Annotated in this window: 13 protein-coding genes; 4 read left to right on the top strand and 9 right to left on the bottom strand. The window is 45.6% G+C overall.

Annotation, left to right across the window (positions count from 1 at the left end; translation table 11 throughout):
• Window positions 1–45: 45 nt before the first annotated feature.
• Window positions 46–1,161, bottom strand: a complete 1,116-nt coding sequence (locus tag VF412_RS07070) for a GGDEF domain-containing protein (protein WP_331338520.1) — start codon at window positions 1,159–1,161, stop codon at window positions 46–48.
• A 215-nt stretch (window positions 1,162–1,376) separates the two neighbouring features.
• On the opposite strand from VF412_RS07070, the gene VF412_RS07065 reads away from it, so the two are divergent.
• Window positions 1,377–2,981, top strand: coding sequence for an FAD-dependent oxidoreductase (locus VF412_RS07065; RefSeq protein WP_331338519.1), 1,605 nt, complete (start codon window positions 1,377–1,379; stop codon window positions 2,979–2,981).
• 84 nt (window positions 2,982–3,065) lie between these two features.
• Window positions 3,066–4,607: a C1 family peptidase gene (locus VF412_RS07060; protein ID WP_331338518.1), complete on the top strand. Its 1,542-nt coding sequence runs from the start codon at window positions 3,066–3,068 to the stop codon at window positions 4,605–4,607.
• Window positions 4,608–4,637: 30 nt separating this feature from the next.
• Here the strand turns inward: VF412_RS07060 and VF412_RS07055 are convergent, their stop codons facing one another.
• On the bottom strand, window positions 4,638–5,462 hold the full coding sequence (locus VF412_RS07055; RefSeq protein ID WP_331338517.1) for a PPK2 family polyphosphate kinase: 825 nt from the start codon (window positions 5,460–5,462) through the stop codon (window positions 4,638–4,640).
• A gap of 28 nt (window positions 5,463–5,490) precedes the next feature.
• The gene (locus VF412_RS07050; protein ID WP_331338516.1) at window positions 5,491–6,042 is read right to left on the bottom strand and encodes a hypothetical protein; all 552 of its coding nucleotides are present in this window, start codon (window positions 6,040–6,042) and stop codon (window positions 5,491–5,493) included.
• Between the two features lie 50 nt (window positions 6,043–6,092).
• Here VF412_RS07050 and VF412_RS07045 point away from each other — a divergent pair, with 50 nt between their 5' ends.
• Complete coding sequence (locus VF412_RS07045; RefSeq protein ID WP_331338515.1) at window positions 6,093–6,983, top strand: NAD(P)-dependent oxidoreductase; 891 nt, start codon at window positions 6,093–6,095, stop codon at window positions 6,981–6,983.
• A gap of 7 nt (window positions 6,984–6,990) precedes the next feature.
• Here the strand turns inward: VF412_RS07045 and VF412_RS07040 are convergent, their stop codons facing one another.
• The 3 genes from VF412_RS07040 to VF412_RS07030 all read right to left on the bottom strand — a co-directional run bounded on the left by VF412_RS07040 (window position 6,991) and on the right by VF412_RS07030 (window position 9,087).
• Window positions 6,991–7,473 (bottom strand): OsmC family protein, encoded by a 483-nt coding sequence (locus VF412_RS07040; protein ID WP_331338514.1) that lies wholly within the window; start codon window positions 7,471–7,473, stop codon window positions 6,991–6,993.
• Window positions 7,474–7,592: 119 nt separating this feature from the next.
• On the bottom strand, window positions 7,593–8,657 hold the full coding sequence (locus VF412_RS07035) for a branched-chain amino acid aminotransferase (protein WP_331338513.1): 1,065 nt from the start codon (window positions 8,655–8,657) through the stop codon (window positions 7,593–7,595).
• A gap of 58 nt (window positions 8,658–8,715) precedes the next feature.
• Window positions 8,716–9,087, bottom strand: a complete 372-nt coding sequence (locus tag VF412_RS07030; RefSeq protein ID WP_331338512.1) for a CoA-binding protein — start codon at window positions 9,085–9,087, stop codon at window positions 8,716–8,718.
• Window positions 9,088–9,251: 164 nt separating this feature from the next.
• On the opposite strand from VF412_RS07030, the gene VF412_RS07025 reads away from it, so the two are divergent.
• On the top strand, window positions 9,252–9,572 hold the full coding sequence (locus tag VF412_RS07025) for a GNAT family N-acetyltransferase (protein WP_331338511.1): 321 nt from the start codon (window positions 9,252–9,254) through the stop codon (window positions 9,570–9,572).
• Window position 9,573: 1 nt separating this feature from the next.
• Here VF412_RS07025 and VF412_RS07020 read toward each other — a convergent pair whose 3' ends face one another.
• The 3 genes from VF412_RS07020 to VF412_RS07010 all read right to left on the bottom strand — a co-directional run.
• On the bottom strand, window positions 9,574–10,107 hold the full coding sequence (locus VF412_RS07020; RefSeq protein WP_331338510.1) for a hypothetical protein: 534 nt from the start codon (window positions 10,105–10,107) through the stop codon (window positions 9,574–9,576).
• Window positions 10,108–10,122: 15 nt separating this feature from the next.
• Window positions 10,123–13,242, bottom strand: coding sequence for a S8 family serine peptidase (locus tag VF412_RS07015; protein ID WP_331338509.1), 3,120 nt, complete (start codon window positions 13,240–13,242; stop codon window positions 10,123–10,125).
• Between the two features lie 177 nt (window positions 13,243–13,419).
• Window positions 13,420–14,188: response regulator (locus tag VF412_RS07010; RefSeq protein ID WP_331338508.1), on the bottom strand; the 769-nt coding region annotated here is incomplete at its 5' end.

The raw sequence follows: 14,188 nt of genomic DNA, 5'->3' as shown, positions 1-14,188 counted from the left end.
CTTTTCTAGTCACTACTGTTGATTTGACAGCTGTCTAAAAAATGATCAGGCCACATTCTTCGTAGAGTTTGCCCCAGCCACCGTATATTTGTTACGGCCGGTTGTCTTAGATTCGTAAAGAGCCGCGTCAGCACGCTTATACCAGTTGTCTGCGCTTTCCCCAGGAATCAGCGGCGCGATACCCATGGAGACTGTGAAACGAATTTGGTGATCTCCGTGAATGAAGACCTCTTTACGGATACGAGCCATGGCGCCTTCTACAATTTTAACTGCTGAGTTAGCATCGCAGCCCGGCAAGATAATAGCGAATTCTTCACCGCCGAGACGGGCAATGAAGTCCTCTTCACGAGCAAAGCTTTCTTGCAGCATGCGCACGCATTCTTGCAGGATAAAATCACCGATGTCGTGACCGTAGTTATCGTTGATCTTTTTAAAGAAGTCGATATCGAGCATCACCAGCGTGATAGGGTCTTTATCGAGCTCATTCAATTGTAGATAACGCTTGATTTGCTCATCGTAGCTGCGACGGTTGTGAGCACCTGTGAGGTGGTCGCGACGCATCGTTTGGTTTGCTTCCATCAACTGGCGCTTCACGCTGTTGAGGTTTTTCTTGACCGACTCCATACGTTTCGAGCGACGCTCATGGGATACGGATTGGTTCTTAACATAAAGATCGATAAACTCACGAGACTTCGCACGTAACTCCTCGACAGAGTTTGATTCGACAGCCTCTCGCAATTGCGCAAGACTTGCATCAATTTCCCCTTGGGAGGCCTGTTCCGAATGGGCTTCTTCGCTGAGATTGTCAGCAAAGTCCCAAATAATACGCTTGAAATCATCAATCGTGTTTTGAACGAACGAATACTCATCGATACGATAGCTAGAAATAAACTGACGTAAGCGGAAAAGAGTATCATTCAAAGAATCAGCATTTTTAGCGTGCACGATCTCTTTTGCGAATGTGTCCATTTTCGCGCGAACTTTGCGCACAGAATGGTTTTGAATCTCGAACAGATTCTTATTGTAAACGTCGAGAAAATAAACCAACGTCGCGCGCTCTTCTGAAAGAGGCGGTGTTTCGCTTTTCTTCTCGTGTGGAGAAGATGACGAATTCCAATCCATATCCAATTGGTCGACGAGTTTTTTTACCCACTGTTTCAACTTCAGCCTCCGGATTATTCGCACTAGATGCAGAAAACTTTTCGGAATATGAGGGGTGAACATTGAGGTTAAGTTGGTGTCTAATTGCCAATCTCAAAATGAGACGTGGCTTTTTCGCAAAAGGTCCAGGGAAGTGATGTTTTTTTGCATAGCTCTTGGTCACTTCTGCAGTCCTTAAATGAATAAAACTAGAATGTTCTTTGTAGGGGGGCTTTATGGGCATCAGTGCGCAAGTGACCGGTCCCGATTTTTCTCAAGGTGTTTCTATCGATCTTATCAAATCTGGCGAGAACCTTCTGGGCCATGTTGGCGACAAGGCTGTGATGCTAGTTAATCTCGAAGGTGAATTCTACGCCGTGGGGGCTCACTGTTCGCACTATGGCGGACCATTGAATGAAGGCTTGATCGAAGGCGAGACTGTTCACTGTCCATGGCATCATGGAGTTTTCAACCTGAAAACGGGCGAGGCCTTGAAGGCTCCTCCCTTAAATCCCATATCTTGTTGGCATACCGAAGTTCGCGATGGAAAAGTATTTATCACTGGCAAAAAGAAACGCACGATCGACGTCAAACAGGCAACGGCGTCTCAGAGTGTGATTATAATAGGTGGTGGTGCGGCTGGAACAGCTTCAGCCGTGATGCTTCGTCGACAGGGATTTGCCGGCAGAATTCAAATTATCAGCGAAGATGAAGCGTATCCCTATGATCGTACCAATCTTTCAAAAGATTATCTGGCAGGAAAAGCTCCGGATGAATGGCTGCCTTTATGGAATAAGGATTTTTATGATCGTCATGCCATCGAAATCTTCCTAGCCAGCAAGGTGATGAAACTGGATCCTCAAATGAAGACGATTTTCTTAGCTGATGGACGATCTTTTCAATTCGATTTCTGTCTTTTAGCGACCGGAGGGACTCCGGTAAAACCGCCAATTATGGGGATTGACCAATCCCATGTGTGCTTGCTTCGATCCCTCAAGGATTGCCATCGCATTTTGGAAAGAGTGCGCACGGCACAGAAAGTTGTGATTATTGGTGCCGGCTTTATCGGTCTTGAGGTGGCCGCCTCATTGCGCGAAAGAAATTTGGAAGTTCATGTGGTTGCTCCCGAAGAATTGCCGTTGATGAAAGTAGTTGGCGTGCATGTCGCGAGTTTTTTAAAAAAATATCACGAACAGCATGGTGTGCATTTTCATTTGGGCCATCAAGTGAAAGAGATCCGTTTGAAGCACGTTGTTTTGGAAGATAAAACCAGCATTCCTTGTGACTTTGTTGTTGTCGGTGCGGGAATCCGTCCTAATACTTTACTGGCTGAACAGGCTGGAATAAAGGTTGATAAAGGTGTTCTCGTGAATGAATTTCTGGAAACCTCGGCTCCGGGAGTTTTTGCGGCGGGTGATATTGCTCGCTGGCCTGATCCCCATTCTAAAAATCATATTCGGGTTGAACACTGGGAGGTGGCAGAGCGGCAAGGTCAAATTGCTGCGTTTAATATCTTAGGTCGAAACGTTAAATTTCAAGAGATTCCGTTTTTCTGGACACAGCACTTCGATCTCAATATTGGCTATATCGGCAATTCAGAAATTTTTGATCGCATGGATGTCTTGGGGGATATGGAAAAGCAAGATTTTGCCGTGGTCTATTATGATGACAACCGTGTGGCGGCTTTACTAACTGTGGGCCGCGATCAAGAAAGTCTCATGGTGGAAGAGGCCCTAAATCACTTCGATAACGAAAAGGCCCGCAATGTGATTGCTGACTTCGAGCGAAGATTGCATAGTAAGCCTTCACCTCCACCGAATTTTTGGGAACCAAGTCCCTAGCAAAAAAGTGTGCAGAGGCGAAGTTAACATTTGTCTATCAACAAGGATTGAACTCATAATAAATGAACATGGAGGGGATTTAGAATGAGATCACTTGTTCTTTTAGCGGTGCTTTGTTTTGTCCAGACCGCTTACTCTGGCGGAGCCGGAGTACAAACAGGACATGCAGAGTTTTTGAATGTACAGCAACTCAATCACAAACTTCAGCAAAACGGGAGTGACTGGTACGCCAAAGAAAACTCTTTGACGGCTCTTTCGAAAACCGAAGCAAAACATCGCATGGGTCTTCGTCGTGAGCAAGCGGGCGACGTTCAGTTCATCGCGCCTAAGTCATCTATTCGCGCAAATCTTCCGTCGCAATTGGACTGGAGAAATAAAGATGGACAAAACTGGGTGTCACCAATTCTGGATCAGGCGAACTGCGGAAGCTGTGTCGCGTTTGCCTCTATCGGAGTTCTTGAAACTCAATATAAAATTTCATCACTTCTTCCGAGCTTCAATGCGAAGTTTTCTCCGCAACATATTTTCTCTTGCGGCGGCGGAGCCTGCAACTGGGGTTGGATGCCTGAAAATGCTGCTCGCTATTTGCAACGTTCTGGTGCACCTGACGAGGCCTGCATGCCTTATCAATCTGGTGCTACGGGGCAGGATGTTGCTTGCAGTGCCAGCTGCCCAGACGCAAGTCAGCGCAGTGTTAAAATCGCAAGTTATTCCACACCCACTCGTGGTTCAACCGACGTAAATGCTGTGAAGCAAGCTTTGCAAAACGGTCCTCTTGTCACAACATTGACAGTCTATGCAGACTTCATGGCTTATGCTGGTGGGGTTTATAAGCACACAACGGGCGACTACATGGGGGGCCACGCGGTCTCTATCATTGGCTATGATGATAGCAAGAATGCGTTCATCATTCGTAATAGCTGGGGTGAAGAGTGGGGTGAAAACGGTTTCGGGTACGTTTCTTATGACGATGAATCTGGTGTCGGCGATGAAACTTGGGGTTATACAATGCCTTCTATAGCCGGCGGTGTTTCGGTAGAGTCACCAACGGACTATTCCTACTTCACAAATTCAGTTCCTGTGAAAGCCGTCTCATCATACGGGTCAACAGACTCTATGACACTGGCTGTTTACAACTCACAAAACCAAGCGGTAACAAGTTTGAACTGTCCAGCGACAGGCTGCGCGCAAGATCTTGATGTCAGCGGTCTTGCAGATGGGCGTTACGAAGTCCAAGTGATGGCGATGAACAATCGCGGCGAAAAGATCGGGACCTCTGAACGACATTTCTTCTATGTCGTGAATCAAGCACCCAAAATGGCTATCACATATAAAGGCTCTGGCAACACAGACCTCGCTCAAGATTTGAAAGAGCGTATCGAAGTTGATGTGACAACAACGTCAAGCTCGGTTCCCATGAGCTCGATCGAGTTCCACCATCGCGGTCCAGATGGCAAAGACGATGTAAGAACGGCATCGATTGTTCCCGGTCAGCTTACAATGGGTTGGAGAACAAATCTTGTTCCAAACGGAACTTATGAAATCTGGTTCGTGGGTCATTTGAAGTCAAATGGACTTGATGTCGCTGTAGAAAGCGCTCATCAAAAGGTGAACGTGAAAAATTAAAAAAGAAAAGGAGGGGAAACCCTCCTTTTTTTATTTCAATAAGCGATCGGCCTCGGCCTTCGCTTTTTTAATAATCTTTGGATCTATATCAGGAAAATCGGGTTTTAATTTTTCAAGTCGATCCACTAAAATCTTCACAATCAAATAGTCGCGAATGCGCTTATCATCACCAGGAATGATGTCCCACGGAGCCTCGCTTTGATGCGTATAACGAAAAGCCTTTGTATAGGCCTCATGGTATTCATCCCAGTATTCTCGTTCTGTCAGGTCACTAAGTGAAAATTTCCAATGTTTTTTTTGATTATCAAGGCGTTCGAGCAATCGTTTTGCCTGTTCCTTACGACTGATGTGAAGGAAGAACTTAAAGATCGTCACACCTTCACGGATCAACATGCTTTCGAAAGCCAGTATGTCGTCAAGACGGGATTGAACTTGCTTGTGCGGAAAAGTTTTGTGAACGGTGGGAACGATGTAATCCTCGTAGTGGCTGCGATTGAAAATTACAAACTCTCCGTGAGACGGAGTTTCTTTGTGAATTCTCCATAAATAGTCTTTCGACTTTTCCTCTTCGGTGGGCGCCTTAAAAGAAACAACGCGAATGCCCTGAGGATTGGTCGCCGAGAAAACGTGCTTCACCGTGCTGTCTTTTCCGGAGGTATCCATGCCTTGCAGGATGATCAGAACTTTATGTTTTCTTTCGGCGAAGATCATCTCTTGCAAAGTGCTTAAGCGCTCTCCCAAAAGATTGATCTCGAAATCAAGATGATCTTTATTCAACTTGCAGAAATTTTCGCCCTTCGTAGAAAAGGCGGAAAGATGTTTTTTTCCTAAATAAAAATTCTTTTCCTTAGGCATGACTGACATCTCTCCTTCGTTGTATGTTCTATTTTTTCACAGGAGTCAGTTTTTGCAAGTTTGTACTCAAACTTTTAAAAACTGTTGTGAGGCCCATCTCATAAGCTTGAGATATGTTACTTCCCATAGTCACTGTGCTCACTGGACTTTTTGTCTCTACACAAGAGACCGCGTCCGAGTAAAGATTCGCAACTTTTGGAATTGCGAGCATGGCGTTCATTTTCACGCAGCCTTCTTTGTCTTCACCAACTTGCTGATCTTGCACCGAAAATAATAAATTCGTCGGATTTTCCTTCACCACGGTGATGCCTTGAGATCTCAAGATCGCGGTCAATGCTCGCTGCAGCTCCTTTTGTAATTCCGCAGTGTTTTCTCTTAAACTATTGTCACGATTGTCCATAATCGTAAGACTGAGAGTGTTCGCGGGGATATTTCTTAACGGTAATGATTTCACATTAGCAACGTTAATCTTCGGAACCTCAGTGATTCCGTGAGAGGAAAAAGTAGCACAGGCGGGCAGGGTCAAAAATAGGATTGAGGTAAACAAGTTAACAATGTTGTTTGCGGCGGTTCTATTCATCAAAACTCCTATGATGCTATTATGCTAGAGTGAAACAGAAGGAGGCTGCAATGAAAATCGGTTTTATGGGGCTCGGTCACATGGGTTCGAAGATGGCCGCACGACTTCTTGATGCGGGCTTTGATCTTCATATTTATAACAGAACGCCTGAAAAAGCGGATGACTTAGTGAAGCGCGGTGCCGTATTTGCTAATACCCCGGCAGAGCTTGGTGATTGTCACATTATTATCTCGATGTTGTCTGATGATAAAGCCGTCGAAAATGTTGTCTACGGAGACAAAGGCATTCTCCGTTTCATGGAGCCAGGGACAATTCATATCTCGATGAGTACCATCAGTCCTTCCTTGGCTGAACATCTTGAAGCCGATCATAATCTTGTGAACTGTTTCCTTGTGGGTGCTCCTGTATTTGGTCGTCCTGAAACTGCAGAACAAGGAAAGCTCTTCATCATGGCAGGCGGTGAGGATCAAGCCATCGAAGGCTGTAAGGAAGTTTTTGATGTTCTTGCGGAAAAAGTTTTCCATATCAGTGAAAGCCCGGCCCATGCGCATCTTTCAAAAGTTTTAGGTAATTTCATGTTGATCTCTAGCATTCAGGCTTTGTCTGAATCGTTAGCATTGGCCGAAAAGTCAGGCTTGGATCAAAAGGTTTTCCTGGATGCGATGACCGAGTCCTTGCTGTCAGCACCGTTTTATAAGAACTACGGCAAAATGATCGTCGAGAAAAACTATGATAAGGCGGTGGGCTTCGCATTGCCTTTAGCATTGAAAGATTTAAGGCTTGCACAAAAGACCGCTGAAGAGGCAGGCATTCCTCTTCCAACAGCAAGCTTGGTGCATGATCAAGTTCTAACGGCGATGGCCAGAGGCTTAGGCGAGATGGACCTCGGCGCTTTGGGAAAATTGGCAGCTGATAACGCCGGGGTCACTCTTCATCACTAAAACAAAACTAAACGGCGGAGCTTTGAGCTCCGTTGGAGGGTTTTGTTGAAGTTGTCGGATTTGCAGCCCCTTCCAGGCGAGAATCAAGAGTGATCTCTGCATTTAAAAGTTTTGAGACAGGGCAATTCTTTTTCGCATCTTCGGCGATGGCATTGAATTTATCAATTTCGATACCAGGAACTTGGGCACGCAGTTTTAATTTGGAAGAACGAATTGTGAAGCCCGCTGGTTCTTTAATAAGTTCAACTGTGGCAGAGACATCCAACGCTTTAGGTTCAAAGCCTGCGCTTCCCAATGCCGCAGAAAGGGCCATTGAAAAACAACTGGCATGAGCCGCCGCAATTAATTCCTCTGGGTTTGTGCCCGGCGCATTTTCAAAGCGGGTTGAATAAGAGTAGGGAATGTTTTTTAAAACTCCGCTGGCTGTTGTCACGTCACCGCGACCGCGTTGCAGAGATCCTCGCCAATAGGCTGTTGCCTTGCGTTCCATAGGAGCCTCCTAGAATATCCCCTACATCGTGAGACATTTAAGAAGGCTTGGACATGAAAAATAAAATGCTGTGCCTAATTGCAGAAGCCCTCAGACCGAGGGCTTAAATCACCTGACAATTATGCAAGAGGAGTGATCCAGTTATGCGTGTCTGGCAACTTACCGCTTTGGATCGCAGTGACCTCGGCATAAATAGTTTTGCTCAAATCACCTGTTTGACCATTGTTGATCAACCAGTCTTTACCGCGATAGTGCAATTCGCCAATCGGAGAAATAACTGCCGCAGTTCCTGTACCAAACGCTTCAAGCAATTCGCCTTTTTGTAGACCTTCAATCACTTCAGTGATTGTGATGCGCCTTTCAACGATTGGAAGTTTTTTATCCTTCAAAAGTTGTACAACAGCGTCGCGAGTTCCACCGTTCAAGATGCTGCCGTTCAATGCTGGTGTTACGATTTCGTTTTTGAAAACGAAGAATACGTTCATAGTGCCAACTTCTTCGATGCCCTGATGTTCAACATCCAACCAAAGAACTTGTGCGTAACCTTTTTTCTTCGCTTCAAGAGCCGCCTTCAAGCTAGACGCGTAGTTCGCACCCGCCTTTACTGCGCCCAAGCCACCCGGAGCAGCACGAAGATAAGTCTCCTCCGTCCAAATCTTCACAGGTTTAGAGCCTTCACCGTAATAAGAACCTACTGGAGAAAGAATAATAAAGAACATTGTCTCTTTAGAGGGGCGAACACCCAAGAAACCCTCAGTACCAATTAAAGTAGGGCGGATGTAAAGAGCCGTGTTGGGCTCACTAGGAATCCAGCGCTCGTCAACTTTCACAAGCTGTTGCATGCCCTCCATGAAAAGATCCAAGGGTGGAGCTTCCAGGCACATACGTGCAGCGCCCTCAACCATGCGGTTGTGATTAAATTCTGGGCGGAAGAAAACGACTTTTCCGTCAGCCTGGCGAAACGCCTTCATGCCCTCAAAAAGAGCTTGGCCGTAATGGAAAACAGAAGCCCCTGGGTCCATAGGAATTGGCGAGTAGGGCAAGATCTGAGCATCATACCAACCCTTACCTTCAGCGAACTTAGCTACAAACATATGATCGGTAAAGTAATTACCAAATCCAAGCTTATCGGAAGGGGGAAGGGCCTTTGGCGTCTTTGTCAGGGTCGTTTGAATGTCAGTCATGAGGGCTTAGTATCCGATTCTGGGGGCAATGTCATTCCTTATTTGCCCCCTAGAATGATTACTTATCTTCGAATTGATTTGTACGAAGCAAGACCAGTGTGCAGGCTTCGAGTGTTTTAATGCCCGCATTTTCAAGTTTTTGCTCAATCTCTTTTGACTCTGTACCAGGATTGAAAATAACTCTGCGTGGCTTAAGGTGAATCAGTCTTTCAACCTGTTCAACCAAACGCTGGGGATTCATATACAAAGTGACAGTATCGACATCGCTCACTTCTTCAAGAGTTTTGCTAACTTTCACACCTTCGATTTCATCGAAGGCAGGATTCACTGGAATAGGTGTGTGCCCGTACTCTTGCAACATTTTGAACGCTTTGTAAGCATATCGTTCTGGTTTATTGCTGGCGCCAAGAATTACGACTTTTTCTTTCATTGTGAGCTCCTTGAATAGAAGCTTAACGACACACTTCAACTTACACAAGACCCATGGACCTAAAGAATTTCTTTGAGATCCTACACAGATTAAAAACTCGATGTAGTGAGCAGCCTGGAACCGCATTAATCTAAAAGAAATTCTCATAAAGGCGGAGGAAAAATATGGACCTCGACATTCGCAATGATGCACAAAGAAGAAGATTCACCACGAACGTTGAAGGCGGAGAAGCATTTATTGCTTACCGCAAAGGCAACAATAATATTTACGAGCTTGTGGCAACGGAAGTGCCAGTCGCATCTCGAGGTCAAAATATTGGCGATGCCCTGGTCCGAGAAGCTTTGAAGACCGCGAAATTAGAAATGGCTCAGGTTATTGCCACATGCCCGTTTGTGAAGCGCTGGTTTGTAAAGCATCCGGATGAGCAATCTATTTTGGCGAAACCTATGGAAGAGGCCTGTCAGCAGCAACATCCTCACATGTGAATTAAGAAAGACCCTTTTGGGCAATTTCATTCCATTCTTTCAGTGAATGGATGTACACCATTTTATTTTTCAATGTGTCCCGTGCGAAAATTCTTAATAGTTCGGGGCGCATTCGTTTATGAATGCCCCAAATTGTCTTATAAAGTTTTTTGGTGTGTTCCCAAGTCGCCTCATTGCAACCCTCGGGAAGCTCGCTGCGTTTCGAAAATAGATTAAGAAATTGTCTTTTGGTACACCACCAAAGATGACGCCAAATTGGAAAATCAATAAAGACAATACGATCAGCTTTTAAAAAGCGCTTTTCGATAATATCCAAAGGACCATATCCATCAATGATCCATGCATCGTGGTTTTCAATTTCAGTCAGAATAGAAATGGATTCTTTATAGGGGCGGATTTTCATTCCCGGCAGGAACTGAATGGAATCCACATGTGTGACGGGGAGGCCATGAATCCTTGCAAGCTTGCGGGTTAAAGTACTTTTGCCTCCACCCGCATTTCCTACAACGACAATTTTTTTAATGGTCTCATTCATTTTATATTCCAGCGCTTACGGTTGGTAAGCGGCAGGAACGATTTGTGATTGAGTGTCTTCAAGAAGAACATCACGCACAGATTTATTCTGTGGAGCATACAAGATCAAATCACGAGAGTCATAACCTTTCACAAAAGGTACTGTCACAGTGTCATGACCTTTTAGGTCAATCTGTTCAGGCAATTGTGAATAGCTTTGTCCCATGTCGCTTAAAGAGATCTTTTCCCATTTTGTATCGTCTTTGCCAAGATAATCATCGTATTCAACAGCACCAGAATCCTGGAGAGTTGTCGAAACTTTGATATTCAACTCTTGAGTGTCTGAAACTTCTAATTGTGACACGTCAGCTTCGATGATCGCCAAAGTCGAGCCATCGAAAACGCCCATCTTACGAATGTCCATCACCGCTTGAGAATAATCTTCCTTCGCCTTGTCTGGATTTGTCGCAAAATCCGTTTCGTATTTCTTGCGCATTTGACGGGCTTTCGTTCCGTCTAATAATAAGCTGATGAAATTATCTCCGGTCAGACCAGGCAAACTTGACTGTGGAAGGCCTGCGATTTCCTGGTCAGTGATGCCGTCGCCATCAGCGTCGATTTGCACGTTCACTTCACAAGTATTCCAAGTCGTCATGCCTTCATAAAGTTTCAAAGCCACTTGTAAGATGCGTTGACCATCTTTTTGCACAATACGGTAGCCCGCAGACTGAAGGTCACAGTTCAAGTTGTGAATCAAATCTGGCTTGCTATCTTTCTTACGACCATCTTTACCAAGAAGATTGAACAAGTAGGCCGAACCAGGATTAACGCCCTTATTTTGCAGTGTCACTTCGCCGGCACTACCAGCGGCATCAGCCTCTGAAGTGGAATGAACCACATTTGAAGTCACGGAAATTTGTGAAATTTGGCGCGCGACTACAAGGCCGGGAAGTTGAGCTACCATCTCTTTGTCGCTAGAGAATTTGAAGAAGCCATCAAGCTCGTCGTTAGCACTCGCCATCAACGTCGCATTGATTTTTGCAGTCACAGGAACTGTTTTGGATTCACCCGCAGCCAACGTCACAGATGGAGCTGACACCTGCAAAGCGGCAGAGCCATTCCATTGGCCAGAAACAGTCAAAGCTTTGTCGCTGATATTTTTCAACGTAATCTGTTGAGTCAAAGTTTTCGCCGTCTCGATGTCAGTCAAACCGAATGACAATGTCGATGGGATTGTCACAAGTTTTGATTCCAACGAGTCCGCGATTTGCACGCGACCCGCACCTTGGCGGCTCACGGTGTATTGTTTCTTATTGGCGTCAGAGATCACTTTTCCATGAGCCAAAAGAACAGATTTAAGTTCGTAAGGATCAAGCTTGTTAAATTTCTGTTTCAGCAAGGCCATAACGCCCGTGATGTGAGGACCGGCCATTGATGTTCCAGACATCAGCACACCTTTATCACCCTGACCGCGACCGGCAGAGATAATATTAGAACCTGGAGCTGCAATTTCTGGTTTGATCAAACCATCTTCTGAGCGAGGGCCACGGGAAGAGAATGGTGAAATCGTGTCTGCCAACCAAGGCTTTTCGACTTTCGTTGCTGGCTTTAAATCCACTGTGACAGGACCGGCTTGAAGTTTTGATTTCAAAACATCCGCATCTTTTTTTGAAATCATCACACTTGGAATGTCGAATTTGCCATCACCGCCCATCACAATTGGATCTTCATCTTGATTGTCAGCAACGATGATTGCTATAGCCCCGGCATCTTGCGCACGTTTGATTTTATCGGCAAACGAAACAACTCCGCGATCGATGAACGCAATTTTTCCTTTCGTTTGGTCTTTGGTAGCTTGATCGAAATCAGTCGCTGCATTTCCAAGGGCAATCAACTCGCCTTTCATGGAATCAAATGTCGAAAGTTTTTTAGTGATAGAGCCTTCAATAGCTTGCGCCGTCAAAGACTCAGAGCCAAATGTGAACAAAGCGGAAGGGAATTCAATATTTTGATTTTGATCATCGACACTTGAAGCCACAGAGATCGCATCATCAGATACACTCGGTGCGCCTACGATAAATTTCTGATCTCCCTCGTTACCGGCAGAAGCCACGACAACAGTACCGCCATGAACCAAGTTTTTGATTGCGGTGTTGTACATGATATGAGGACCGCCATAAGCCGAACCCAAAGAAAGATTCACGACGTCCAATTGGTCATTGAACTGCATATCACCCGACGGATTTACTGCATATTCGAGGGCGGCGATAACAACCTCATCACTTGTCGAACCTTGTGCGCCGAAAACTTTGATTGCATAAAGATCTGCGGCAGGAGCAACGCCACTGTAAGTGTTCACTCCATCACCGACACCCGCAACAGTTCCCGCCACGTGAGTCCCGTGACCAGCTTCGTCCAAAGGATTGGAATCTGGAAGCGGAATGCGTTTTTTAAAATCAGGAGAAGCCGAGTTGTAGTCCGTGCCGACTAAGTCGATGCCACCGACGACTTTTTTATTTGGAAAGGCCGCGTTGGCTTTGGAAGGATCGTTATTTTTGTAAGCTTCAACAGTGCCTTCGCCCCCCAGCATTTTGTGGGTGTAATCGATGCCCGTATCGATGATTCCTACGCGAACGCCCTCACCATGGATGTTCTGTTGATAAGCGGCATCGGCACCAATGAACTTCACCGACGTTTCAGCGCCTACGGTTGTGGTCCCATCATTGTCATCATCCATTGGCTTTGGACGGGCGAATGACGATGTCTTTTCTGACATCGTCACATTTGGAATGGATTTAATTTTATCCGTTAGATTCGCTGGCGTCCAAACGGCCATACCGTTCAGAACCATTTTATAGCGAATCAAAACACGAATATCCGGAGAGATTTTTTGAAGTGCATCAATCGTGGCGGCTTGTTCTGCTTCGATGGCTTTCAATTGGTCTTGATCGACAGTCAGTTTGCCGTCTTTACGAGCCGATGTTTCAAGTAAAGCAGGTGTTTGAAGTTTTAAGATCGCAATAACAGGATCATCCACAGTTGGGCGAGTCGTAAATAAACCATCGAGGAATTCAGAATTGGCACTGCCACTCATTGGGGACTTTGCCGAAGGGCTGCAGGCTGCGATTGCCATGGAAAGCAAAACTAAAAACTTCATCTTGTTGTGCATAAGGACCCTTTCCGCAAAGAATTTAGTGTCGAATTGCCACCAAACTCAGGCCAAACTTCAGCCACAGCGGGCATATTCCAAGAAACATGCCTGATTTCATAGGGTCAGAAAGGATCGATGTAAATTCGTATCTGTTGCACAGGGATTTGACAGCTCAGCTGAAAATTAAAGGCTGCTCGAGTCCATGGGTTTCTCGGAGGGTCTTTCTGTAGATTTTTCGCATGCCGAAGATTCACTTCGTTGGGCAAGCTCCTCAAGCACAAGGCGCAGCTCTTTTTCTAAGGAGTTAATCAGTAATAACATTTGTTCCTGCGAGGCTTCATTTTTAGTTCGCTCGATTCGGTCCGCAAGTTCATTCAATCGCAGGGCTCCCAGATTTGCCGCTGATGACTTCAGTGAGTGAGCGACAGATGAAAGGCCTTCGAAGTTTCTATCGCTTAAATAAGTACGCATCTTGGAAATGGCGGGAAGAGAATCTTGAGCAAAAAGATCCACCAGCTCTTTAAGCAAAGGTCTTCCAATTTTTTTGCCCAATTGAATCGTTCGCTGTAGAGCTTCTTCGTCCACAACATTTTTTCCCTGGTTCAGCCATTTTTCAATTTTAAGTGCCAGATCCGAATAGGAAATGGGTTTGCTAATATAATCATTCATTCCGGCATCAAGGCAGCGTTCGATATCGCCTTTGATCGCGTTGGCGGTCGTCGCAAGAATCGGGATGAGGCGATTGTGAACTCCGGCCTTCCCGGCACGAATTTGGCGGGTGGCTTCGTAGCCATCCATAAGAGGCATCTGTCCATCCATTAAAACCAAATTGAAATCCTCGCGTCGTAGAGCTTCCAAAGCCTGTTCACCGTTTTCGACAACTTTGGTGCGACAGCCAAGAAGCTTTACCATTTCTACAACAACTTTTTGGTTCACGCGGTTGTCTTCCGCG

The organism is Bdellovibrio sp. (assembly GCF_036384735.1).
Lineage (GTDB): Bacteria > Bdellovibrionota > Bdellovibrionia > Bdellovibrionales > Bdellovibrionaceae > Bdellovibrio.
This window is presented reverse-complemented; position numbering and strand designations above follow the sequence as displayed.